Annotated in this window: 23 protein-coding genes and 1 pseudogene; 4 read left to right on the plus strand and 20 right to left on the minus strand. The window is 67.6% G+C overall.

What is annotated here, in order from left to right; translation table 11 throughout:
• Positions 1 to 646: pseudogene (locus ACFQ36_RS09755) on the minus strand (hypothetical protein); the annotation flags it as partial.
• 233 nt (positions 647 to 879) lie between these two features.
• Here ACFQ36_RS09755 and ACFQ36_RS09760 point away from each other — a divergent pair.
• On the plus strand, positions 880 to 2,181 hold the full coding sequence (locus ACFQ36_RS09760) for an AI-2E family transporter (protein ID WP_377013076.1): 1,302 nt from the start codon (positions 880 to 882) through the stop codon (positions 2,179 to 2,181).
• A 189-nt stretch (positions 2,182 to 2,370) separates the two neighbouring features.
• On the opposite strand, the gene ACFQ36_RS09765 is transcribed toward ACFQ36_RS09760, so the two are convergent.
• Complete coding sequence (locus ACFQ36_RS09765) at positions 2,371 to 2,718, minus strand: hypothetical protein (protein ID WP_377013078.1); 348 nt, start codon at positions 2,716 to 2,718, stop codon at positions 2,371 to 2,373.
• Between the two features lie 297 nt (positions 2,719 to 3,015).
• On the opposite strand from ACFQ36_RS09765, the gene nucS reads away from it, so the two are divergent.
• The 3 genes from nucS (at position 3,016) to ACFQ36_RS09780 (ending at position 5,473) form a co-directional block, all read left to right on the plus strand.
• On the plus strand, positions 3,016 to 3,711 hold the full coding sequence (gene nucS, locus ACFQ36_RS09770; protein WP_377013080.1) for an endonuclease NucS: 696 nt from the start codon (positions 3,016 to 3,018) through the stop codon (positions 3,709 to 3,711).
• 62 nt (positions 3,712 to 3,773) lie between these two features.
• Positions 3,774 to 4,988: an N-acetylglucosamine-6-phosphate deacetylase gene (locus ACFQ36_RS09775; protein WP_377013081.1), complete on the plus strand. Its 1,215-nt coding sequence runs from the start codon at positions 3,774 to 3,776 to the stop codon at positions 4,986 to 4,988.
• 281 nt (positions 4,989 to 5,269) lie between these two features.
• Positions 5,270 to 5,473: a cold-shock protein gene (locus tag ACFQ36_RS09780; protein ID WP_377013083.1), complete on the plus strand. Its 204-nt coding sequence runs from the start codon at positions 5,270 to 5,272 to the stop codon at positions 5,471 to 5,473.
• A gap of 92 nt (positions 5,474 to 5,565) precedes the next feature.
• Here ACFQ36_RS09780 and murA read toward each other — a convergent pair whose 3' ends face one another.
• The 18 genes from murA to rho form a co-directional block, all read right to left on the minus strand.
• On the minus strand, positions 5,566 to 6,831 hold the full coding sequence (murA, locus tag ACFQ36_RS09785) for a UDP-N-acetylglucosamine 1-carboxyvinyltransferase (RefSeq protein ID WP_377013085.1): 1,266 nt from the start codon (positions 6,829 to 6,831) through the stop codon (positions 5,566 to 5,568).
• A gap of 124 nt (positions 6,832 to 6,955) precedes the next feature.
• A complete protein-coding gene (locus ACFQ36_RS09790) occupies positions 6,956 to 7,387 on the minus strand; it encodes a DUF2550 domain-containing protein (protein WP_377013087.1) in 432 nt (143 codons plus the stop codon).
• 9 nt (positions 7,388 to 7,396) lie between these two features.
• Positions 7,397 to 7,693, minus strand: coding sequence for a F0F1 ATP synthase subunit epsilon (locus tag ACFQ36_RS09795; protein WP_377013089.1), 297 nt, complete (start codon positions 7,691 to 7,693; stop codon positions 7,397 to 7,399).
• Between the two features lie 5 nt (positions 7,694 to 7,698).
• Complete coding sequence (gene atpD, locus ACFQ36_RS09800; protein ID WP_377013091.1) at positions 7,699 to 9,162, minus strand: F0F1 ATP synthase subunit beta; 1,464 nt, start codon at positions 9,160 to 9,162, stop codon at positions 7,699 to 7,701.
• Between the two features lie 77 nt (positions 9,163 to 9,239).
• Complete coding sequence (locus ACFQ36_RS09805; protein WP_377013093.1) at positions 9,240 to 10,133, minus strand: F0F1 ATP synthase subunit gamma; 894 nt, start codon at positions 10,131 to 10,133, stop codon at positions 9,240 to 9,242.
• An 83-nt stretch (positions 10,134 to 10,216) separates the two neighbouring features.
• Entirely contained in the window at positions 10,217 to 11,854 is a 1,638-nt protein-coding gene (atpA, locus tag ACFQ36_RS09810) for a F0F1 ATP synthase subunit alpha (RefSeq protein WP_377013095.1), read from the minus strand.
• A 112-nt stretch (positions 11,855 to 11,966) separates the two neighbouring features.
• A complete protein-coding gene (locus tag ACFQ36_RS09815; protein WP_377013097.1) occupies positions 11,967 to 12,776 on the minus strand; it encodes a F0F1 ATP synthase subunit delta in 810 nt (269 codons plus the stop codon).
• On the minus strand, positions 12,776 to 13,324 hold the full coding sequence (locus tag ACFQ36_RS09820; RefSeq protein WP_377013098.1) for a F0F1 ATP synthase subunit B: 549 nt from the start codon (positions 13,322 to 13,324) through the stop codon (positions 12,776 to 12,778). Before ACFQ36_RS09820 ends, ACFQ36_RS09815 begins: the two co-directional genes overlap by 1 nt.
• A gap of 56 nt (positions 13,325 to 13,380) precedes the next feature.
• Positions 13,381 to 13,584: an ATP synthase F0 subunit C gene (atpE, locus tag ACFQ36_RS09825; protein WP_005268527.1), complete on the minus strand. Its 204-nt coding sequence runs from the start codon at positions 13,582 to 13,584 to the stop codon at positions 13,381 to 13,383.
• A gap of 65 nt (positions 13,585 to 13,649) precedes the next feature.
• A complete protein-coding gene (atpB, locus tag ACFQ36_RS09830) occupies positions 13,650 to 14,450 on the minus strand; it encodes a F0F1 ATP synthase subunit A (RefSeq protein ID WP_377013100.1) in 801 nt (266 codons plus the stop codon).
• Positions 14,451 to 14,534: 84 nt separating this feature from the next.
• The gene (locus ACFQ36_RS09835; protein WP_377013101.1) at positions 14,535 to 14,801 is read right to left on the minus strand and encodes a hypothetical protein; all 267 of its coding nucleotides are present in this window, start codon (positions 14,799 to 14,801) and stop codon (positions 14,535 to 14,537) included.
• A 16-nt stretch (positions 14,802 to 14,817) separates the two neighbouring features.
• Positions 14,818 to 15,285: a hypothetical protein gene (locus ACFQ36_RS09840; RefSeq protein WP_377013103.1), complete on the minus strand. Its 468-nt coding sequence runs from the start codon at positions 15,283 to 15,285 to the stop codon at positions 14,818 to 14,820.
• Positions 15,286 to 15,428: 143 nt separating this feature from the next.
• Positions 15,429 to 16,439: a UDP-phosphate glycosyltransferase gene (locus tag ACFQ36_RS09845; protein WP_377013105.1), complete on the minus strand. Its 1,011-nt coding sequence runs from the start codon at positions 16,437 to 16,439 to the stop codon at positions 15,429 to 15,431.
• Positions 16,436 to 18,310 (minus strand): polysaccharide biosynthesis protein, encoded by a 1,875-nt coding sequence (locus ACFQ36_RS09850; RefSeq protein WP_377013107.1) that lies wholly within the window; start codon positions 18,308 to 18,310, stop codon positions 16,436 to 16,438. The genes ACFQ36_RS09845 and ACFQ36_RS09850 overlap by 4 nt, the downstream gene beginning before the upstream one ends.
• The gene (locus tag ACFQ36_RS09855) at positions 18,307 to 19,056 is read right to left on the minus strand and encodes an L-threonylcarbamoyladenylate synthase (protein ID WP_377013109.1); all 750 of its coding nucleotides are present in this window, start codon (positions 19,054 to 19,056) and stop codon (positions 18,307 to 18,309) included. The genes ACFQ36_RS09850 and ACFQ36_RS09855 overlap by 4 nt, the downstream gene beginning before the upstream one ends.
• Positions 19,057 to 19,068: 12 nt before the next feature.
• On the minus strand, positions 19,069 to 19,947 hold the full coding sequence (prmC, locus tag ACFQ36_RS09860; RefSeq protein ID WP_377013111.1) for a peptide chain release factor N(5)-glutamine methyltransferase: 879 nt from the start codon (positions 19,945 to 19,947) through the stop codon (positions 19,069 to 19,071).
• Positions 19,948 to 19,999: 52 nt separating this feature from the next.
• On the minus strand, positions 20,000 to 21,079 hold the full coding sequence (gene prfA / locus ACFQ36_RS09865) for a peptide chain release factor 1 (RefSeq protein ID WP_377013113.1): 1,080 nt from the start codon (positions 21,077 to 21,079) through the stop codon (positions 20,000 to 20,002).
• 193 nt (positions 21,080 to 21,272) lie between these two features.
• Positions 21,273 to 22,817 (minus strand): transcription termination factor Rho (gene rho / locus ACFQ36_RS09870; protein WP_377013115.1); only part of this gene is annotated, 1,545 nt, incomplete at its 5' end.

Below are 22,817 nucleotides of genomic sequence, written 5' to 3' on the forward strand. Positions count from 1 at the left end.
ATCTGGCCACACGACGTCCACCGCCGGGCCGTCCCGCCGACGGCGGAGCCGGCGGAGCGGTGCGCCGGCCGGAGACCAAGGCGATGGCCAGCCCGAGCACGGCCGCGAGGGCGCCGATGATGATCAGGGCCAGGGCCCACGGGGTCGAGGTGTCGTTAGGCCAGCTCACGGTGACATTGGCGGGGGCGGGCTTGGTGCCGTCGGCCGCCAGCAGGATGGACCACTCCCCCGGCGCCGGATCGGTCCACCGGTACTCGATCTCGGACTCGGCGCTTTCCTCGCTGACCCAGAGGTCGGAGCCGGCCGGATCCGGAACCGTCGCCGTGCCGTCGATGCGGCTGCCCTGCAGGACACCATGGTCCTCCCCGGTGATGGACGTGTGCGCGGCCGTGCCCACCCAGGCCTTGACGTCGTCGGCCCGGCCCACGGCCAGCAGGAACCCGCCGTCGCCCTCGACCTTAATGTCCACATGCTCCGGATTCAGCTCCAGGACTTCGGGCTCGATCACGGTAAGCGGCGCCGGGTCCCCGGCCGTATAGCTTGCGGACACCGTCTCCGGCGGGGCCCAGATGGTCTTCAGGCCGATGCCCGCGACCACGGCCAGCAGGCCCGCCACGATGAGGCCAACAGCTATCTTCAGTCGCACGGAAATACCTATCAGTTGTTGCTTCAGTAATTGCTCTGGGCTTAAAACGCTGTAAAGCCAGATGCTCGGGTTGCCGCCGTCATCGGCCGGACTTGGTAACCCTATGATAACGAAACCGGCCCGGTGGCCGCTCCCGCGCTCAGCTGCCGTGCCTCCGCCGCCGGCTGCCGGCTGCTGGTACTGTGTCGCAGAGAGCGGGAATTTACCCGAGAAGAACCAGGCCACCCCTCCGGATGCATCCAAGGCAGGACCCCGTGACCGTGAATGAGGAAGGCCCCGACGCCGGCGGCCTGCCGAACGCCGCCGCGGAGGCCGGCACGACGGCCCGCCCGGCCACAGCCGCACGGAAAAAAGCCGTCATCAGCAAGCTGGAACGCATCGCCGCCTCGATCCCCCGCGCCCAGCCCCGGGTGCGCTTCCAGATGCCGCCGGAGGCCGAATCCCACGGGTACGCCCCGAGGCCGGAATCCGATCCCGGCGCCCGGCCGGAGGCCGGCGGTGCCATGCGCCATCCGATCTACTTTGGCTTCATGGGCACCGTGGGCGTTGGCCTGGCCCTGCTGGTGTATTTCGTCCTGTCGAATGTGGGCCAGCTGCTGGGCTGGATCGCCGCGGCGCTCTTCATCGCCCTCGGCCTGGACCCGATCGTGCGCTGGCTGGGACGCAAAGGCCTGCCGCGCCCGGCAGGAGTCATCGCCGTCGTGCTGGTGCTCGCCGCGCTGCTGGCGGGGTTCATCGCGGTGCTCATTCCGACCATCGTCTCCCAGACCACGCAGATCGTGGCCAACATCCCGCGCTACACCACCGATTTTCTCAATTCGGCCTTCTTCCAGTCCGTCGACCGGCAGTTCCAGGTCCGGGCGAGGGTGGAAGAAGAGGTGGCGAAGTTCCTGGCCAATTCCGAAGCCGTCACGGGTATCTTCGGCGGCGTGCTCGGCGTCGGTACGGCCGTGGCCAACGGCGCCTTCGGGGCGCTGATCGTGCTCGTCCTGACCTTGTATTTCCTGGCATCCCTGCCGGCGTTGAAGGTCTGGGCCTACCGCCTGGCGCCGCGGTCACGGCGCCACCGGGTGCAGATGCTGGCCGAGGAGATCACCGACAGCGTGGGCGGCTACGTGATCGGCCAGGCATGCGTGGCCCTGATCAACGCCACGGTTGCCTTCACCGCGATGACCATCGCCCAGGTTCCGTTCACGGCGCTGCTGACCTTCGTGGTGGCCCTGCTCGCCTTCATCCCGCTGGTGGGCGGCATGCTCGCCGGCATCCTGGTGTCCCTCATCGCGCTCACCGTCGGATGGCAGACAGCGGTCCTGTTCGCAGTGATGTACTTCGCCTACCTCCAGATCGAGGCCTATTTCGTGTCTCCGCGCATCATGCAGCGGGCCGTGGCCGTCCCCGGCGCGGTGGCGGTGATAGCGGTAATCGCTGGCGGTTCGCTGATGGGGGTGCTGGGGGCGCTGATGGCCATCCCCGCGGCGGCGGCTGTCATGCTGCTGCTGAAGGAAGTGTTTATCGCCCGGCAGGACAAGAACTGAGATCGGGGCTCCCCGATTGGCATGCGCCCGCAGTGTTGCCGGCGCGCCACGGCGGGACCCTCGCATCCCGCTCGATGTCGGCTGCGCCCGTTCACGGCCACCCCGCACGCTCGTCGCACGGGGACCCCTGGCCGCTCACCTAGCAGGCTCCTCGCGCCCCACGCTATGAGGCGCTGCCGCGGCGCAGGATCAGGCGCGGTAGCGGTAGCTTCGGGTGTTCCAGCAGTGCTGGTGCCAGTGCCGGCGTTCGGCCAGCGCGGCGTCGGCGCCGAACAGCGAGTCCTCGCGCCAGGCAACCAGGTGCTCCACGCCGGGCCTGATCACCAGCGAACAGCCGGGGCAGGTGTAGTCCTTGGCCGCCCGGGCCGGCGATATCCGCCGGATGTTCCATTCCCCGTCGGGGGCGCTTTGGCGCTCCGCCAGGCCGAAGCGCGCGCGGTCCAATTCCGGCCCCTGTTCCGCCGTCCGCGCCCACTTGTTCCCCGTCGCTTTGCCACCGGTGCCGTTGCGGCGGCGGGGGCGGTTGGATCGGGGCATAGGTCAATTCTGCCCAGCGGCGGCGCGAGCTGCCAAACCGGGCCGGCCCGGGACCCCTGCCGCCGGCGCCTGTCTTCCTCCCACCACTCGCTTCGCCCGCGGCGGGACCCTCGGCGGATAGCGCCTACCCGCCTCCCACCGCTGGCTTCCCCCGCGGCGGGACCCTCGGCGGATAGCGCCTACCCGCCTCCCACCGCTCGCTTCGCCCGCGGCGGGACCCTCGGCGGATAGCGCCTACCCGCCTCCCACCGCTCGCTTCGCCCGCGGCGGGACCCTCGGCGGATAGACTGGGCTACCGTGCGACTTGTTATTGCCCGCTGCTCGGTCGACTACATCGGCCGCCTCCGCGCCCACCTGCCCCTGGCCACCCGGCTCCTCATGGTCAAGGCCGACGGCTCCGTCCTGATCCATTCCGACGGCGGATCCTACAAGCCGCTGAACTGGATGAGCCCGCCGGCCACCCTGCACGTCACGGAGCCGGACGAGGCGGCAAACGAAGCCGGCGTGGCGGAGGTCTGGAACGTCCAGCATGCCAAGAGCGATGACCGGCTGGTGATCAGCATCCATGAGCACCTCCACGAACTCAGCCACGACCTGGGCATGGATCCCGGTCTGGTCAAGGACGGGGTGGAGGCGGATCTGCAGCGCCTGCTGGCCGAACAGATCCACACCCTCGGCGAGGGCTACACCCTGATCCGGCGCGAGTACATGACCGCCATCGGCCCGGTGGACATCCTGGCCCGGGACGCCGAAGGCCGCACCGTCGCCGTCGAGCTCAAGCGCCGCGGCGACATCGACGGCGTCGAACAGCTGACCCGCTACCTGGAACTGCTCAACCGCGATCCCCTGCTGGCCCCGGTGCGAGGTGTGTTCGCGGCCCAGCAGATCAAGCCGCAGGCCCGGGTGCTGGCTACCGATCGGGGGATCGAATGCCTGACCCTGGACTACGACGCCATGCGCGGCGTGGATGACGTCGACGCCCGGCTGTTCTGACTGCCTCCCGCTGCCGTTCCGCGCCCGGGACGGCCCAGGGCGCGGGCCCGTAGAATCTGACTATGAGTGCCAGCGAGCAGCCCGGCGGGTTCATCCGCGGACGCATCATCACCGGCGGCAGCCTCATCGAGGACGGGATCGTGGCGTTCGCCGGGGACCGCATCGCCTACACCGGCCCGGCCGCCGGCTTCAACAGCCCCGGCTGGAGGGAGCACGAGGTGCCGACGGGTTCGGTCCTGCTGCCCGGCCTGATCGACACGCACTGCCATGGCGCCTACGGCGCGGACTTCACCTGCGGCAGCGCCGAGGCCGCCCGTACGGCCATCGACTACCTGCACCGCAGCGGCACCACCACCCTGCTGGCCAGCACGGTCAGCGCGCCGCGCCAAGACTTGGTCGAGGCCATGGACCGGCTGGCCGCACTGGCCCAGGAGGGCCTGATCGCGGGGATCCATGCGGAAGGTCCCTTCCTCTCCGCGACCTACCGCGGCAGCCACGACCCCGGGCACCTTGCGGCGCCCGACCCCGGACTGGTGGAGGAACTGGTCGAGGCCAGCCAGGGGCACCTGCGTTCCATGACCTATGCCCCGGAACTGGCCGGGGCGGACGAGCTGGTGGACCTGCTCACCTCCCACGGCATCACCCCGTCCCTGGGCCACACCGACTGCGACGACGCCACGGCGGCGGCATCGCTGGCACATGCCGCTGAAGGCATGGCCCCGGTGGGCTTCGACGGCTACAGCAGCCGTCCCACGGTCACGCATCTGTTCAACGCCATGCCGCCGCCGCACCACCGCTCCCCCGGTCCCGTGGCAGCGTGCCTCCGGGCGGCCAGGTCGGGCCAGGCTGCCGTGGAGCTGATCGCCGACGGCGTGCATCTGGATCCGCAGATGGTCCTGACGGTGTTCGAGTTGGTGGGTCCGGAGAACGTGGCGCTGGTTTCCGATTCCTGTGCGGCCACCGGCTGCGGGGACGGGACGTATACGCTCGGCGGCAGCAAGGTCTCGGTGGCAGGCGGCGTCGCCACCCTGGGCGGATCGCTGGCGGCCGGCACCGCGACGTTGCTGGACGTGCTCCGCGGCACCGTCGCTGCGGGGGTGCCGCTGACCGACGCCGTCACCGCCGCAACCACCGTCCCGGCCGCTATCCTGGGGCTGGTGGACGAGGTGGGCAGCCTGCATCCGGGCTACAGCGCGGACGTGCTGGTGGCCACCGCGGGCCTGGAGCTGGTGGCGGTTCTCCGCCAGGGCGAATGGCTGCCTGCGCCCCCGGCCTGACCAGCACGGATGCTGCCGCTCAAGATTAAATCAACTTGATGGAAGTAGTTTCTTAACAATGCATTTCGGGGGTGCGGATTCGTTGACCTCCCCCCGGGCGTGTGTGATGATAAACGCAGTCTTTGTGTAGATGTGTAATTCATGCTCGCAGGACGTTGTTGCGAGTGTGAAGCTCCTCAGCTCCGCCAAATGGCCGGAAAATGCAGGTGGCTTCCGCGGAGTAACCGGATCGGTACGAAGTGTGCCGGTCTGTGAAAAGTACCATTTATGAGGAGAAACAAATGGCACAGGGGACCGTCAAGTGGTTCAACGCTGAAAAGGGCTTCGGCTTCATCACCCCGGACGACTCCGAGGGCGATGTCTTCGTCCACTACTCCGAGATCCAGACCAACGGCTTCCGTACCCTGGATGAGAACCAGCGCGTGAGCTTCGAGATTGGACAGGGCGCCAAGGGCCCGCAGGCCACCGGCGTCACCGTCATCTAGTCCTCCGGGACAGACGTTGGTCCTGCACCGCCGCAGGACCAACACGGAACTGGCCCCGCAGGCACGCCTGCGGGGCCAGTTCCGTTAAACGCTCAGGCCTGTACGCGTTCCACCGTGGCGCCGAGCCTGCGCAGCTGTTCGTCAAACCGCTCGTAGCCACGGTCAATATGCCCGACGCCCCGGACCTCGGTGATCCCGTCCGCCACCAGGCCGGCAATGACCAGCGCCGCCCCCGCCCGGATGTCGTGGGCTTCCACCGGAGCAGCCGAGAGCCGCGGAACACCCTTGATCAGCGCATGATGGCCGTCCAGCCGCACCACCGCCCCCAGCCGGCCCAGTTCGGAGGTGAAGCCCCAGCGGGCCTCGAAGACATTCTCGGTCACCATCCCGTTGCCTTCGGCCACCGCGTTCAGCGCCACCACGAACGGCTGCAGGTCCGTGGGGAAGCCCGGATACGGCAGCGTGGAGACATTGATCGGCAGCGGGCGTTCGGGCCCGGCGACGACGAAGCCGTCCTTGCGGAGGTCGATCCGGCAGCCGGCCTGGGTCAGCTTGTCCAGCACCACCGCCAGATGCCCGGGGTCCGTATGGCAGACGTCCACGGTGCCCCCGGTGATCGCCGCCGCAAAGGCCCAGGTCCCCGCGGCGATCCGGTCGGGGACGGTACGGTGCACGACCGGCCGAAGCGACCCGACCCCGTGGACCACCAGCGTGGACGTGCCGACGCCCTCGATCCTGGCCCCCATGGCTGCCAGGAGCCCGGCGATGTCCGCGATTTCCGGCTCGCGGGCCGCATTGTCGATAATGGTGGTTCCGTCGGCCAGGGTCGCAGCCATCATCAGGTTCTCGGTCGCCCCGACGGAGGGGAACGGCAGCTGGTGGTGCGCTGCCTTCAGCCCCTCCGGGGCCCGCGCCACCAGGTAGCCGTGGTCGATGCTGATGGCCGCGCCCATCAACTCAAGGCCCGAGCGGTGCATGTCCAGCCCGCGGGACCCGATGGCATCTCCGCCGGGCAGGGCAACTTCGGCCTGGCGGCAGCGAGCCACCAGCGGTCCGAGCACCGAAATCGAGGCCCGCATGGCCCGGACCAGATCGTAGTCGGCCTGGTGGCCGGGAACCGCCGGCACATCGATATGCACGGTGGCCGCGTCGACGTCATAGTCCACCGCGCAGCCGAGCCGGCGCAGCAGCTCGGCCATGATCCAGACATCCTGGATGTTGGGCACGTTGGTAATGGAGGACCGGCCCTCGGCGAGCAGGACCGCCGCCATCAGCTTCAGCACGCTGTTCTTGGCCCCGGTAACCTCGACCTGCCCGGACAGCGTGCAGGGTCCGGTGACGAGAATGACGTCTTCCATAGTGTCCATCCTTGAGATTGGGGTGCTTCCACTACCGGAGCGCGGGAGGCCGGTTAAGCGCAAAGCGCGGCTCCCCGTTGCGGGGGCCGCGCGGCAGTGCCGGAACCGGCCGGCTCCTAATGACTCAGCGCCAGGTTCCGATTCCGATCACCGGCCCTGCCTCGAGCCAGGCGGAGAGGCCGGCATAGACTTCGAAGTTCACGGCCAGCAGCAGTTCCTGGCCCTCGTAGCTGAGCATGGCAACCACCGCGCCCGGCTGGACGTTCGAACGCTCAAGGTCCGTCGGCTGCCGCCAGCCGTTCAGTTCCAGGGAACTGCGCAGGTACCTCCGCCGTGGGCGGGGGCTGAGCGAGAACAGGCGCAGCCATTCCAGATGCTTGTCCGCGTAGCGGCCGATCCCCATCTCCCACCTGCCGGAGGCATGCCGGAGCGAGGCGTCGAACGTGCCCAGGGTGCGCCGCAATTGGTAGCGGCGCACCCCGAAGGCAACCAAGGACAGCAGGAGCAGCAGCAGGACCGCCGCCAGTGCCGTGACCGGGAAACCGAGCTCGTTCACCCGGCGAGGCTAGCGGATGCCTGCCGTTGCCGGGCTGCCCACGGTGGCGTTGTCGGCCACGATCACAACCCGGTTGCGGTCAACGGAGAAGAAACCGCCGTCGACGGAGATGGTGATGCGCTGGCCGGAAACCGGCTCGATCGCCAGTTCCCCGGCCGCCAGGATGGCCAGCACCGGAGTGTGCCCCGGCAGGATCCCGATCTCGCCGTCGCTCGTGCGCGCCCTCACCATGTTGGCCGGGCCGGACCACACGAAGTGGTCCGCCGCGACAACTTCAACATCCAGTTCAGCAGAATTGTCAGCCACTGGCCTTACTTCCCGGTCTGTTCCTGGATCTTGGCCCAGTTCCGCTCGACGTCGTCGAGGCCGCCGACGTTGAAGAACGCCTGTTCCGCGATGTGGTCCAGTTCGCCGTCGCAGATGGCCCTGAAGCCCTCGACGGTGTCCTTGATGGAAACGGTCGAACCCTCGACACCGGTGAACTGCTTGGCGGTGTAGGTGTTCTGGGACAGGAACTGCTGGATGCGGCGGGCGCGGGCCACGACGATCTTGTCCTCTTCGGAGAGTTCGTCCACACCGAGGATGGCGATGATGTCCTGCAGTTCCTTGTTCTTCTGCAGGATCTGCTTCACGCGCACCGCGGTGTTGTAGTGGTCGTTGCCGATGTACTGCGGGTCGAGGATCCGCGACGTGGAGGTCAGCGGGTCCACGGCCGGGTACAGGCCGCGCGAGGCAATTTCACGGGAGAGTTCCGTGGTCGCGTCCAGGTGGGCGAACGTGGTGGCCGGTGCCGGGTCAGTGTAGTCGTCGGCCGGCACGTAGATGGCCTGCATCGAGGTGATGGAGTGGCCCTTGGTGGAGGTAATGCGCTCCTGCAGCAGGCCCATCTCGTCGGCCAGGTTCGGCTGGTACCCCACGGCCGAAGGCATGCGGCCCAGCAGCGTGGAGACCTCGGAACCGGCCTGCGTGAAGCGGAAGATGTTGTCGATGAACAGCAGCACGTCCTGGTTCTGCACATCGCGGAAGTACTCCGCCATGGTCAGCGCGGACAGGGCCACGCGCAGGCGCGTTCCCGGCGGCTCGTCCATCTGGCCGAACACCAGGGCGGTGTCCTTGAGCACCCCGGCCTCCTCCATTTCCACCCAGAGGTCGTTGCCCTCGCGGGTACGCTCGCCCACGCCGGCGAAGACCGAGGTGCCGCCGAAGTTGCGGGCCACACGGGTGATCATTTCCTGGATCAGCACGGTCTTGCCCACGCCGGCGCCGCCGAACAGGCCGATCTTGCCGCCCTTGATGTACGGGGTGAGCAGGTCGATGACCTTGATGCCGGTCTCGAGCATCTCGGTGGAGCCCTCGAGGTCGGCGAAGCTCGGAGCCTTGCGGTGGATCGGCCAGCGCTCGTTCACCTGCAGGGCCGACTCCTCGACGTCCAGCGGCTTGCCCAGGACGTTGAAGATGTGGCCCTTGACACCGTCGCCCACGGGGACGGAGATCGGGGCGCCGGTGTCCACCACGGTGGCGCCGCGGACCAGGCCATCGGTGGCCTGCAGCGAGATGGCGCGGACCAGGTCGTCGCCCAGGTGCTGGGAGGTCTCGAAGGTGATGGTGCGGGTCTCGCCGTTGAGGGTAATCTCGGCGGTCAATGCGTTGTACATCTCGGGAATGGCGTCCGCCGGGAATTCGACGTCGACAACCGGGCCGATTACCCGGGCGATACGGCCGGTGGCGCCCGAGGCAGCGGAACCGGGTCCGCGCTCGATGGTTTGGGCAGTCATCTCTCTCACTTCACTCAGTTAGATGGCGTGGGGATAATTTCAGGTGTGCAGCAATGCTGGCGCTTCGGCTGCGGTGGTCAGGACGCGGCCAGAGCGTCGGCGCCGCCCACAATCTCGGTCAGCTCCTGCGTGATCTCGGCCTGGCGGGCGTTGTTGCGCAGCCTGGTGTACTTCTTGATGAGCTCGTTCGCGTTGTCGCCGGCGGATTTCATGGCGCGCTGGCGGGCGGCCAGTTCGCTGGCCGCGGCCTGCAGCAGAGCAGCAAAGATGCGGGACTCGATGTAGCGCGGCAACAGTGCGTCCAGCACCTGGGCGGGTTCGGGCTCGTATTCGTACAGCGGCAGCAGCTCCGACTCGTTGGCCACTTCCGCCTCCACGACCTCCAGCGGCAGCAGGCGGATGACCGCCGGCTCCTGGGTGACCATGGACTTGAACCGGGTGTAGACCACGTGGATTTCGTCTACGCCACCGTCTTCGTAAGCGGTGTTGAAGTCGTCGAGGACAGCAACGCCGATTTCGCGGGCTGTTTCGAACGCCGGCGCATCCGTACCACCGGTCCACACCCGCTGGTACGGAAGGTTGCGGAAGTCGAAATACGCCTGGGCCTTGCGTCCGACCAGGTAGTGGCGGACTTCCTTGCCCTCCCCGCGCAGCAGTTCAGTCAGTGACTGGGCCTGCTTGAGCACGGAGGCGGAGTACGATCCTGCAAGGCCGCGGTCGGAGGTCATGACCAGGACTGCCGCGCGCCGGATCTGCTCCGGCTCGGTGGTCAGCGGGTGGTCGATCTCAGACTGCGAGGCCACAGCAGAAACGGCGCGGGTGATCGCATTGGCGTAAGGCTGCGACGCAGCCACCCGGCTGCGCGCCTTTCCAATGCGCGAGGCAGCGATCAGTTCCATCGCCTTGAAGATCTTGCGCATCGCCGTCGTCGACGCGATCTTCTGGCGGTAGACCCGGATCTGGGCTCCCATACTTTTCCTTTCGTAATCCCCGCTGGCGGGGCGGCGCCGGCCCGGCCGTGCCAGGCGGCGTCCGCCCCGCCAGCGAAAACGAATTAGCGCTTCTGCCGGACGATCTGTTCCTGGTCGACCGCTTCCTCGGCCAGCGGATCATATTCTTCGCGGCCGGCGGCAACCAGGTGGCTGTCCCCCTCGCCGAAGAAGCCCTGCTTGAAGTCCGCAATCTGGGCCTTCAGCTCATCCACCGTGGAGTCCTCAAGCACGTTGGTCTGGGCCAGGGTGGTCAGGACCGCGGTCCGGTGGCGCAGGTGCTCCAGGAAACCCTGTTCGAAGCGGCGCACGTCCTCGACCGGGACATCGTCCAAGTAGCCGTTGGTGCCGGCCCAGATGGACACGACCTGGTCCTCGACCGGGTACGGCGAGTACTGCCCCTGCTTGAGCAGCTCGGTCAGGCGGGCACCGCGGTTCAGCTGCTGGCGGGATGCGGCGTCCAGGTCCGAGGCGAACATGGCGAAGGCCTGCATATCGCGGTACTGGGCCAGTTCCAGCTTCAACGTGCCGGAGACCTTCTTCATGGACTTGACCTGGGCGGCGCCGCCCACGCGGGACACGGAGATGCCCACGTCCACGGCCGGACGCTGGTTGGCGTTGAACAGGTCAGACTGCAGGAAGATCTGGCCGTCGGTGATCGAGATGACGTTGGTCGGGATGTAGGCCGAGACGTCGTTGGCCTTGGTCTCGATGATCGGCAGGCCGGTCATCGAACCGGCGCCCAGGTCATCGGAGAGCTTGGCACAGCGCTCGAGCAGGCGGGAGTGCAGGTAGAACACGTCGCCCGGGTAGGCTTCGCGTCCCGGCGGACGGCGCAGCAGCAGGGACACGGCACGGTAGGCCTCGGCCTGCTTGGACAGGTCATCGAAGACGATCAGAACGTGCTTGCCGCCGTACATCCAGTGCTGGCCGATGGCCGAGCCCGCGTACGGTGCCAGGTACTTGAAGCCGGCCGGGTCCGAGGCCGGGGAGGCCACGATGGTGGTGTACTCCAACGCGCCCTTGTCCTCCAGCGTCTGCCGCACGGCAGCGACGGTGGACGCCTTCTGGCCGATGGCGACGTAGATGCAGCGCACCTGCTTGTTGACGTCGCCGGACTCCCAGTTGGCCTTCTGGTTGATGATGGTGTCCACGGCGATGGCGGTCTTGCCGGTCTGGCGGTCGCCGATGATCAGCTGGCGCTGGCCGCGGCCGATCGGGATCATCGCGTCGATGGCCTTGAGGCCGGTCTGCAGCGGCTCGTGCACCGACTTGCGCTGGGTCACGCCCGGAGCCTGCAGCTCCAGGGCGCGGCGGGTCTCGGACTCGATCGGACCCAGGTCGTCAATCGGCTGGCCCAGCGGGTCCACCACGCGGCCAAGGAAGGCGTCGCCGACCGGCACGGACAGAATCTCGCCCGTGCGGTGGACTTCCATGCCCTCTTCGATGCCGGTGAAGTCACCGAGGATGACGACGCCGATCTCGCGGGTGTCCAGGTTCTGGGCCAGGCCCAGAATGCCGTTTTCGAAACGCAGCAGCTCGTTTGCCATGGCCGAGGGAAGGCCCTCGACACGGGCAATGCCGTCGCTGGCGGTGGTTACGCGGCCAACTTCAACGCGCTCGGCGTTGCCGGGTTCGTAGGACGCCGCGAACTCGTTCAACGCATTACGGACGTCGTCGGCGTTGATGGTCAATTCGGCCATCTGCAGTCCCTGCTCTCCTATATTGCGATCATCGCACCTGCGATGACCTGTGTGTGTTTCAGTCTGTTGTAAGGCTTACGGCACCAGCTGCGTCCCGTACGGGACAGCAGGGCTAGCCCGCCAGCTTCCGGCGGAGTTCGGTCAGGCGGGCGATCACGGACGCATCCACGACCTCGTCGCCCACCTGGACCCGCACGCCGCCGACCAGTGAGGGGTCAACGTTGACGTTGATCCTGAGCTCGCGCCCGTACAGGGCGTTGAGCCCGGCCTGCAGGCGCTTGATCTGCTCCTGCGTCAGCGGACGGGTGACGCTGACGTTGGCGATCCAACGCTGCTGGCGCTTGGCCACCAGTTCCACGAAACGCTCCACGAGGTCCGCCGGCTTATGCCCGCGCGGGGCGGACACCGCCTGGCGGATCAGCACCTGCGCTTCGGGGCCGGCATTCGGTACAAGCCGGAGAGCCAGTGCCGTTTTGGCCTCGACCGGGGCCTGCGGGTCCACCAGGGCGCGCTGCAGCGCATGGTCTGCAGCCACAACCCGGATGAACGCGAACAGGTCCCGCTCCAGACCTTCGAGTCCGTCAACACCCTTGCTCTCGGCAACGCCGATAGCCACGGTCGCCGCGAGGGTCTCCAGCGCATCGCCGAGATCGCGCGGCTGGCGCCAGCGCGAGGCTGCCAGGCCTTCGGCAATGGCCTTGGCATCGGTCGAAACCGTGGGGCCCAGCAGCTTGCCAATCAGCGCAGCCTTGTCGCTGCCTTCGCGGGCCGGGTCGGTCAGGGCGCGGCGCAGGCCGGCATTGCTGTCCAGCAGGCCCAGAATTCCAAAGAGTTCCTCTGCCAGGGACAGCGGGGCCGTGGGAAGCTTAGCTTCCAGCGCCTGCTGTGCCGCTTTCAGTGACTCGCTCGATACACCTGCCATTACTTAGCAGCACCTGCACTCTGGGATTCGAGATCCGCCAGGAACCGGTCAACGACGCGGGCCGCACGGGCATCGTCGTTGAGCGCCTCGCCGACGATCCTGCCGGCCAGTTCGGTGGCCAGCGTGCCCACTTCGTTGCGCAGCGAAGTCACGGCAGCCTGCCGCTCTGCTGCGATCTGCACCTCGGCCTGCTCCCTGATGCGGGCGGATTCGGCCGCGGCCTTTTCCTTGAGCTCCGCCAGGATCTGGGCACCTTCGGCGCGGGCTTCCTCGCGGATGCGGTTGGCCTCGGTGCGCGCGTCCAGCAGCTGCTGCTTGTATTCGTCCAGGGCGGCGCTGGCCTCGGCCTGCGCGGCCTCGGCCTTGGCGATGCCGCCCTCGATGGCCTCGGTACGCTCCGCATACGTCTTCTCGAACGCCGGAACGACGAACTTGACGACGATGAACATCAGTACGGCAAAGCCAAGCAGCGTGACAAGGATTTCCCAGACGTTAGGGATCAGCGGGTTGGCACCCGCCTCGGCGGCGAGGATTACTGTCTGATTCATATCTCACCCGTCCTATCTACTCGGTTTGGATTGAGCTCGCTTCTCCAAGCAGCTGCCTAGAGGACGAACGCGAACACCAGACCGAGGATGGCAAGAGCTTCGGTCAGGGCCAGGCCCAAGAAGGCGATGGGCTGCAGCACACGCTGGGCCTCGGGCTGACGGGCAACACCGTTGATGTAGGCGGCGAAGACCAGGCCCACACCGATGGCACCGCCGATGGCGGAGAGACCGTAACCGACGAGGTTGAGATTGCCTTCCATTATTTTCCTTTCAAGATGCCCATTGGGCAGGTTGTTTGGTTCGGGGTTCTCCCCGGTGGGGAAACTTAGTGGGACTCCGCCAGGGAGCCCTGGATGTAGATCGCGGTCAGCAGGGTGAACACGTAGGCCTGCAGGACCTGGATCAGGATTTCGAACATGTACATGCCCACGCCGCCGGCAAGGGTCAGCACGCCCAGGGGCTTGATCAGGCCCTCCCCCTGGATCAGCAGGAACTCGGAGCCCGCGGCAGCGAGCATGATGATCAGGTGGCCGGCCAGCATGGTGGCGAACAGACGGAGGCTGTGCGTGACGGGGCGGACCAGGAAGGTCGAGATGATTTCAATGACAACGACCAGCGGCAGGATCGCCTTCGGCACTCCCGACGGAACCACTGCAAGCTTGAAGTAGCCGATGCCGTGCTTCTTGATACCCAGCACAATCCACGTGATATAGACCATGGCTGCCAGCGCGTAGGCGGTGCCCACGTGCGACGGGGTCGGCAGCTGCAGCAGCGGAATGGACCCGAAGAGGTTGTTCACCAGGATGAAGAAGAAGAGGCAGAACAGCAGCGGCACGTACGGCTTGAAGTCGCGTTCGCCGATGATGTCCTTGCCCACCGAGTTGCGGACGAAGTTGTAGCTCATCTCGCCCAGGTACTGCAGCTTGCCCGGCACCAGCTGGCGCTTCCGGGACGCGGCGACGAAGAACCAGGTGATCAGCAGGACGGAGACGACGATGAGCAGCATCTGCTTGCCAAAGCCCTCCGGGGCACCCCACGGGATGACCGCGGGCAGGTGCATATCTTCGAGGGTCGGTGGGACGAAGCCACCTTCATTAGCGGCCGCCGGAAGCGCAAGCGCGATCAACGCGTTTCCTCTCTGCAGTGTCCATAAGTGGGCGTTCGGGGTGGAGTGCCGTTGCGGCAGGCCACCGTATGAAGTTGTCAGGCATTACGTGTTGTTCCCCGGGCCGCGCTCACGGTTGCGCCCTCGGCGGCGGGTGAGCTTATGCTGGCGGGCCAGATAGTAGCCGCCGCCGGCACCGAGAATGGCGCCGACAATCCATAGCCAGCGGGTAGAGAACAAACTGTCCACTCCCCAGCCTATCAAACCCCAGGCTATGATCCCGCCAAGGACATAGGTCAAAACGGTGTTTCCGCCCGTGTAGCCGGGCTCGCCGCCCTGCCCCGGGGCCTTCTCGCGATTACTGCCACCCATCCTGCCCGTCCTCCGCTCAGCTGCCGTCGGCCGGGTCCGCATAGATCTGGTGCCTGATGCGGGAAAATGCGTAGACCTCGGCGGCCTGCCAGACGACGACGCCCGCCACAGCCGCCACGAAGAACCAGGTCCGGTCCAGCCACACCGGGGCCCCGAGGATGAACAATGCCGCGCCGAAACCCACGACCTTGATGATGTAGGTGGCGATGAACGCGCCGATGGCCCCGGACGGGTTGCGCCGGCCGACATAATGGCCGATCAGCAGGCTGATGCCGAAGAACACCATGACCAAGGCCGCGCCCAGCAGGGCACTGGCCGCTCCCGCGGTTCCGGCCACGAAAAAAGCCGCCAGCATCGCCGCCAGCGAGCAGGCGCCGGTGGCAAGCGAACAGTTGGCCAGGATCTTCAGCCACGGCGACCGGGTAGGCCCCGAAGCCGCCACTGCCGGAGCGGCTGCACCGCGGCGCGGGCGGGAGGCATGCATGGCGGTCCGTTCGGGGTCTGGGCGCAGTGCACGGTGTCCGGTGGGCACGGTGCAGCGGCCGCCGGTTGCGGCCAGCAAAATTCTACACGACATAGAACTCGCTGCGCGACGCCGCCGGCCCGGGTGCCGCTTGGATGGCGCCGTTACCCGGCGTCGGCCGGTTGGGTCCGGTGTTTGCCGAAGATGGCGGGCGAACGCAGGTAGAAAACGACGACGGCGGCGCAGCCCAGCAGCGCAGCCAGCTTCCCTGCCAGCTCGCTTTGTGCCGCCAGGAAGCCGCATAAGCCGGTGAGCACCGAACAGCCGGTGACAAAGGCCGCGGACTGCAGGTGGCTGAAGCCGGTGTCCGTCAGGCGCTGGTAGACGTGCTGCCGGTGCGGGACGTACCACTGCTCCCCTGCCCTGACCCGGCGCAGCAAGGTTGCCGCGGTGTCCGCCAGGTAGATGGTCACCGGCCCCAGCAGGGATTCGGCCGGGACCCCGGCGAGGAAACCGGCGACGCCGAGCACCGCCAGGCTCGCACCGAGCAGGTAGCTGCCGACGTCACCCAGGAAGACATTGTCCCGCCCCAGGTTCCACGGCAGGAACGCAGCGAAGGAGACCGCCACCACCAGCCCGGCCAGCACCAGCCAGCGCTCCTCCGCCAGCGCCCCTGCGGCGGCGAAGAGCAGGCCGGTGCCCAGTCCGTGCAACCCGGAGATGCCGTTGATGCCGTCCATGAAATTGGCCGCATTGATGTAGCCGGCAACGGCCAGCGCCCCCACCGGGACCCACCACCAGGAGGATTCGGTCAGGTAGACGGCCAGCACGGTACCGCCGGCCCCGACGACGACCTGCAGCAGGGCACGGACCCTGATCGAAATCCCGCGGTAGTCTTCGGTCCAGCCCAGCAGCGCGGCCGCGCCGGCAACGGCCGCCACCGTGCCAAGCAGCGGCCGGTCCTCCGTGTCCACTGCCGGCAGGGCCAGCAACAGCCCGGCCAGCAGGCCGGCGGCCACGGTAAGGCCCATCCCGCGGACGGTGACGACGGTGTGCGAGGAGCGCTCGTTCGGCACGTCCAGGACCCCGAGGCGGACCAGCAGCGGCTTCAGGCCGAACGGCAGCAGCAGGCTCAACAGGAAGGCTGCGGCCACGGCCAGGAGCGCGAAGTTCACTGCAGCACTTCCGGGTACGTCGTCCGCGGCAGCAATTCGGTAGGCGCCGTGGTTGGCTCGGACAGTTCCGGCTGCCGGGCCGCGCCGGGCAGGTGCTGGCGCTCCTTCCAGTCGGCCAGGCTCATGTCCGCCGGGTCGAGCGGATCGATGGAGGCATGCGAGATCTTCGGATGCAGCGGCCGCGAGTCATCCTCGCCTTCGCCAATCAGGTCCTCGTGCAGCTTCTCCCCCTGCCGCAGGCCGGTGAAGACGATGTCGATGTCCTTGCCCGACAGTTCGATCATGCGCTGGGCCACGTCCAGGATGCGCACCGGCTCGCCCATGTCCAGAATCAGCACTTCCCCGCCGCGGCCGATCGCCCCGGCCTGAATGACCAGCTGGCAGGCTTCGGGAATGGTCATGAAGAACCGGGTGGCTTCGGCGTCCGTGACGGTGACCGGGCCGCCCTTGCGGATCTGCTCGGTAAACAGCGGCAGCACCGAGCCGCGGCTGCCCAGGACGTTGCCGAACCGCACGGAGACGTATTTGCGCCCCGTCTGGCCGGCCACCCAGGCGGTGAGCTTTTCCGCCACGCGCTTGGAGTGGCCCAGCACCGTGGTGGGGTTGGCCGCCTTGTCCGTGGAGATGTTCACGAAGGTCTGCACCCCCACCTCGCGGGCGGCATTGAGCACGTTGAGGCTGCCCAGGACATTGGTTTTCCAGGCCTCCTCCGGGTACTGCTCCAGTAGCGAAACGTGCTTCAGCGCCGCGGCGTGGAAGACCACCTCGGGGCGGCGGTTCCGGAAAATGTCCGATACCGCCTCGGGGTCGCGGATGTCGACCAGGACCGTGTCCTGGCCGGAGAGCAGCCCCTGTCCGGTGATGGAGATCTGGGTGGCCTGCAGGCCGCTCTCGTCCCGGTCCAGCATGATCAGCTCGCTCGGGGCGAATTCGTGGATCTGCCGGCACAGCTCGGAGCCGATGGAGCCTCCGGCGCCGGTGACCAGCACGCGCTTGCCGGTGACGTAGTGGGCGATCTCCTCCACATGGATGTCCACCGGCTGGCGGCCGATCAGGTCCTCGATGGCCAGCTCACGGAAGGAGAAGTTCGCCCCCGCGGTGAGCATCTTCTTCAGCGGCGGGACCACCAGCACCTTCATGTTCAGCCCGGCCACCGTGTCGGAGATGCGCCGCACGTGCTTGGCGTCCACATTCGCGATGGCGATCAGCAGCACCGTGGCCCCGGTGCGGCGGACCACTTCGGGCAGGTCCTCCACCGTGCCCAGCACCGGCACGCTGGAGATGCGCAGATGCTTCTTGGCCGGGTCGTCGTCGATCAGGCCCACCGGCAGCCATGGGGAAAGCCGGTCGTTGCTCATCCGGGTCACGATGGACTTGCCGACAAAGCCGGCACCGTAGATCAGCGTCCGCTCCGCCGTGTCGCCGGGCTTGGCCTTGCTCTCCACGTACATCCGCTTCAGGTAGCGGATCGCCGCCATGAACAGGCAGGCAAACGGGAAGGCGATCAGCCCCACGCCGCGGGCAATGCCCATCGGGATGCCGAAGAAGAGCAGGGCCACGGTCAAGATCACCGAAACCGAGACGGTGACGATCACCAACAGCTTCGCTTCGTGGAAGCTGCCGAAACTGTACCGGCCCCGGTAGAGTGCCAGCCCCGACCCGACGGCCACTTGGGCGGCAATGGCCAGTGCGCAGATCACCATCACGCCCGGCAGCTTCGCAGGATCGAAGGTGACCTCGTAACGCAGGATCATGGCCAGCGAAATGGCCACGATCCAGGCGAAGGCGTCCAGCAGGACCTGGGACCACAGCCACATGGTGCGGTCGCTGCTTGCCGTCCTGGGCAGGTCGGGCCTGTTCCGGAATGTCATTGGTCCCCGTCCGCCACTTCGGTTGCCGGTGCAGCCGCCGGTCCGGTCTCCGCCCCGGCTTCTTCCCCCATGCCCAGGATGTCCGGGACCACCTCCCGCAGCGCGTCCAGGCTGATGGTTCCCTGGCGCACCACCCGGAACGGCATGCTGGTGCAGTCCACGATGGTGGACGGCACGCCCTGCGCGTTGCCGTCGCCGGGCTCATCCCGGCCCTCCACCGGGCGCGGGCCGTCCTCCAGATAGACCTCCACAGATTCGGCCAGCTGTGCCTGTGCCTCGGCTGCGGTTCGCGCGGCAGGCTGCCCGGTGCGGTTCGCCGACGACACGGCCAGCGGGCCGGTCAGTGCGAGCAGCTCCAGGGCCAGCTCGTCGTCGGGCATCCGGACGGCCACGGTGCCCTTGGTATCGCCCAGGTCCCACGTCAGCGACGGTTGGGCATGGAAGATCAGCGTCAGTCCGCCGGGCCAGAACGTATCGGCCAGGGCGCGGGCCTCGGCGCTGATCCCGGCGGCGAGGCCGTCCATGGTCTGCGGCCGCGGAATCAGCACCGGCGGCGGCATGCTCCGGCCCCGCCCCTTGGCCGCCAGCAGGGTGGCAACCGCCTGCGGGGAGAAGGCGTCCGCGGCAATGCCGTAGACGGTGTCAGTAGGCATGACAACGCACTGCCGGGCGGCGATTGCCGTTTGCGCAGCGGCGATTCCCTCGCTTCGCTCGATCTCGTCGGTGCAGTTGAAGGTGGTGGTCACAGGCTCATTCTTTCATTCTTGCTGGCAGGACCTTTCCCGGCGCAGCAGCGCCGAGGTGGCGCGCTCGCGTCCGGTCAGGTCCAGGACGGTGGCGATGTCCCGCCACCGGCCCGATTTTTCAAGCAGCCGGGCCACCGCGCCGGACTGCACTTCGGCGTGTTCCATGATGAAGTACCCTCCCGGTTTGAGCAGCCGCGCCGCCGCTTCCGCCGCGGCTGCCGGCAGCTCCATGCCGTCCGCTCCCCCGCCGTAAAGGGCCATCTGCGGATCATGCTCGGCCACCTCGGGTTCGCGCGGGACGGCTTCGGCGGGAATGTAGGGAGGGTTGGAGACGACGACGTCAAACGTCCCGTCATGCTCGGCCAGGGCCGTGCGCAGGTCCCCGAGGACCAGTTCGACCCCGAGCGGGGCGAGGTTGCGTTCGGCCCAGGCGTGGGCCAGTTCGCTCAGCTCGACGGCGTAGACCCGGGAACCGGGCACCTCGGTGGCCAACGCGGCGGCAATGGCACCCGAGCCGGTGCCCAGGTCCGCCATCCTGGGTGCGGCCAGTCCGCGGGCGTGGTCGATGGCGTGCTGGACCACTGTCTCGGTCTCCGGCCGGGGCACGAACACCCCCGGGCCCACCTCAAGCTCGAGGTGGCGGAAGTGCGCCCGGCCCGTGATGTGCTGCAGCGGCACCCGCCGGGCGCGTTCGGCCACGAGCTGCTCGAATGGTGCCAAGGCCGCCGGCACCGGGACCCCGGCCAAGGCCATTGCCCGCACCCGGCCCACGCCTTCACCGAGCAGGTGCGCGGCCAGCAGTTCGGCGTCGACCTGCGGGCTCGGCACACCGGCCCGGGCAAGCACCGCCGCCGCAGCCTTCAGCGCGCCGGCAAGATCCTGGCTCTCCATTTCCCTGCCTGCTTCCTCGACTGTTTTCCCTGCCGTTTTTCGGCTGCGCCGATTATTTGTCTTCGCCGAGCGCGTCCAGCCGGTGCTGTTCGTCCATTTCGATCGCGGACTGGATCACCGGTTCCAGGTCCCCGTTCATCACGGCGTCCAGGTTGTAGGCCTTGTAGCCGGTCCGGTGGTCGGCGATCCGGTTCTCCGGGTAGTTGTAGGTGCGGATGCGCTCGGAGCGGTCCATGGTGCGCACCTGCGACTTGCGCAGGTCCGCGTTTTCGGCGTCGATCTGCTCCTGCTGGTGGGCCAGCAGGCGCGAACGCAGCACGCGCATGGCGGCCTCGCGGTTCTGCAGCTGGGATTTTTCGTTCTGCATGGCCACCACGATGCCGGTGGGCAGGTGGGTAATGCGCACTGCGGAGTCGGTGGTGTTCACCGACTGCCCGCCCGGACCCGAGGACCGGTAGACATCGATCTTCAGGTCATTCTGGTTGATCTCGATCTCCTCCGGCTCGTCCACCTCCGGGAAGACCAAGACTCCGGCGGCCGAAGTGTGGATGCGGCCCTGGGATTCGGTGACCGGCACCCGTTGCACCCGGTGCACGCCGCCTTCGAACTTCAGGTGCGCGTAGACGCCCTCGGCCGGATCGTTCGAATTGCCCTTGATCGCCACCTGCACGTCCTTGTAGCCGCCCAGGTCCGACTCGGTGGCGGAAATGATCTCGGTCTTCCAGCCCTTGGACTCGGCATAGCGGGTGTACATCCGCAGCAGGTCGCCGGCGAACAACGCGGCCTCGTCACCGCCTTCGCCGCCCTTGACCTCGATGATCACATTGCGGGCATCATCAGGATCGCGCGGGACCAGCAACCGGCGCAGCTTCTCCTGCGCGGCCGCCAGCTCCTCCTCCAGCTTCGGCACCTCCGCCGCGAACTCCGGATCCTCGTCCGCCATTTCGCGGGCGGCCTCCAGATCGTCGCTCAGCTGCGACCAGCGCTTGTGCGCCTCCACGATGCCGTTCAACTGTGCCGAGCGCCGCCCCAGCTTCCGCGCCAGCGACTGATCCGCGTACACCGCCGGATCGCTCAGCTGCTGCTGCAGCAGCGCATGCTCGTCCAACAAGCCCTGCACGGACTCAAACATTTCCCAACCCTCTTTCGACTCTTTATTAAGTCTAGATAACGACGACGCCCCGCACGCCGCGCGACGTGCCGGGGCAGCCCCTGGCTGCCCGCAGCTTCCGCACAGGCGCATTAAAAGCAGGCAGCCGCCCGCAATTTCCCGGCGCCGCCCGGCAAAGGGGCGGGGACCGGAAAATGCGGACGGCTAAACCCAGCTACTTGTCGTCGTCGGACTTGGAGCCCAGTGTCGTCTTCTGGACCTGCATCAGGAACTCGACGTTGGACTGGGTTTCCCGGATCTTGCCGGTGAGCAGCTCCAGCGCCTGCTGCGTGTCGAGGCCCGAAAGCACCCGGCGCAGTTTCCACATGATCTTGACCTCTTCGGGCGAGAGCAGGTTCTCCTCACGCCGGGTGCCGGACGCGTTGACGTCCACGGCAGGGAAGATGCGCTTGTCCGCCAGCTGGCGCGACAGCCGCAGTTCCATGTTGCCGGTGCCCTTGAACTCCTCGAAGATCACTTCGTCCATCTTCGAGCCGGTCTCGACCAGCGCCGTGGCCAGGATGGTCAGCGACCCCCCGTTTTCGATGTTGCGGGCGGCGCCGAAGAAGCGCTTGGGCGGGTACAGCGCGGAGGAGTCCACGCCGCCGGAGAGGATGCGGCCCGAAGCCGGGGCGGCCAGGTTGTAGGCACGGCCCAGGCGGGTCATCGAGTCCAGCAGCACGACCACGTCCATACCCATTTCGACCAGGCGCTTGGCCCGTTCGATGGCGAGCTCGGCCACGGTGGTGTGGTCGTCGGCCGGGCGGTCGAAGGTGGAGGCAATGACCTCGCCCTTGACCGTGCGCTGCATGTCCGTAACTTCTTCCGGACGCTCGTCGACCAGCACCATCATGAGGTGGACCTCGGGGTTGTTGATGGTAATGGCGTTGGCGATCGACTGCAGGATCAGCGTCTTGCCCGCCTTCGGCGGCGACACGATCAGGCCGCGCTGGCCCTTGCCGATCGGGGCGACCAGGTCGATGACCCGGGGGCCGATCTTCTTCGGCTCGGTTTCCAGGCGCAGCCGCTGGGACGGGTACAGCGGGACCAGCTTGTTGAATTCGACGCGGTCCCTGTTGTCCTCCGCAGGCCTGCCGTTGACCGAGGTCAGGCGGACCAGGGCGTTGAACTTCTGGCGGCTGTTGTGGCCGGGGTTTTCGCCGTCACGCGGGGCGCGGATGGCGCCGACCACGGCATCGCCCTTGCGCAGGTTGTACTTCTTGACCTGCGCCAGCGAGACGTAGACGTCGTTGGGCCCGGGCAGGTAGCCGGAGGTGCGCACGAACGCGTAGTTGTCCAGCACATCCAGAATGCCTGCCACCGGCAGCAGCACGTCGTCGTCGGTAATTTCGGTCTCGTCCACATCGGGGCCCTGGCTGCGGCGGCCGCGGCGGTCGTTGCGGTCCCGGAAGCGGGTGCCGGACTCGTTGTCCCGGCCACGGCTGCGATCCCTGTCACGGCGGTTGCGGCGGCCGCGGCCGCCTTCCTCGCCGTCGTCGTGGCTGCGCTCGGCCGTTTCCCGGGCACCTTCGCGGCCGGAATCACGGCCGCCTTCGCGCGCCGATTCACGCTCGGGGCGGTTGCGGTTGCGTTCCCGGCGCTCGCCGCGGCGCTCCTGGCCGGCCTCGGTACCGGCTTCGGTCCTGCCGGTCTCGGTCCGGGCCTCGGCGCCGGCTTCGCCCTTGCCTGCCTCGGCCTCGGACTTGGCGGCAGCAAGCTG

Origin of the sequence: Arthrobacter sp. GCM10027362, assembly GCF_042679445.1 — a bacterium.
Taxonomy (GTDB): domain Bacteria; phylum Actinomycetota; class Actinomycetes; order Actinomycetales; family Micrococcaceae; genus Crystallibacter.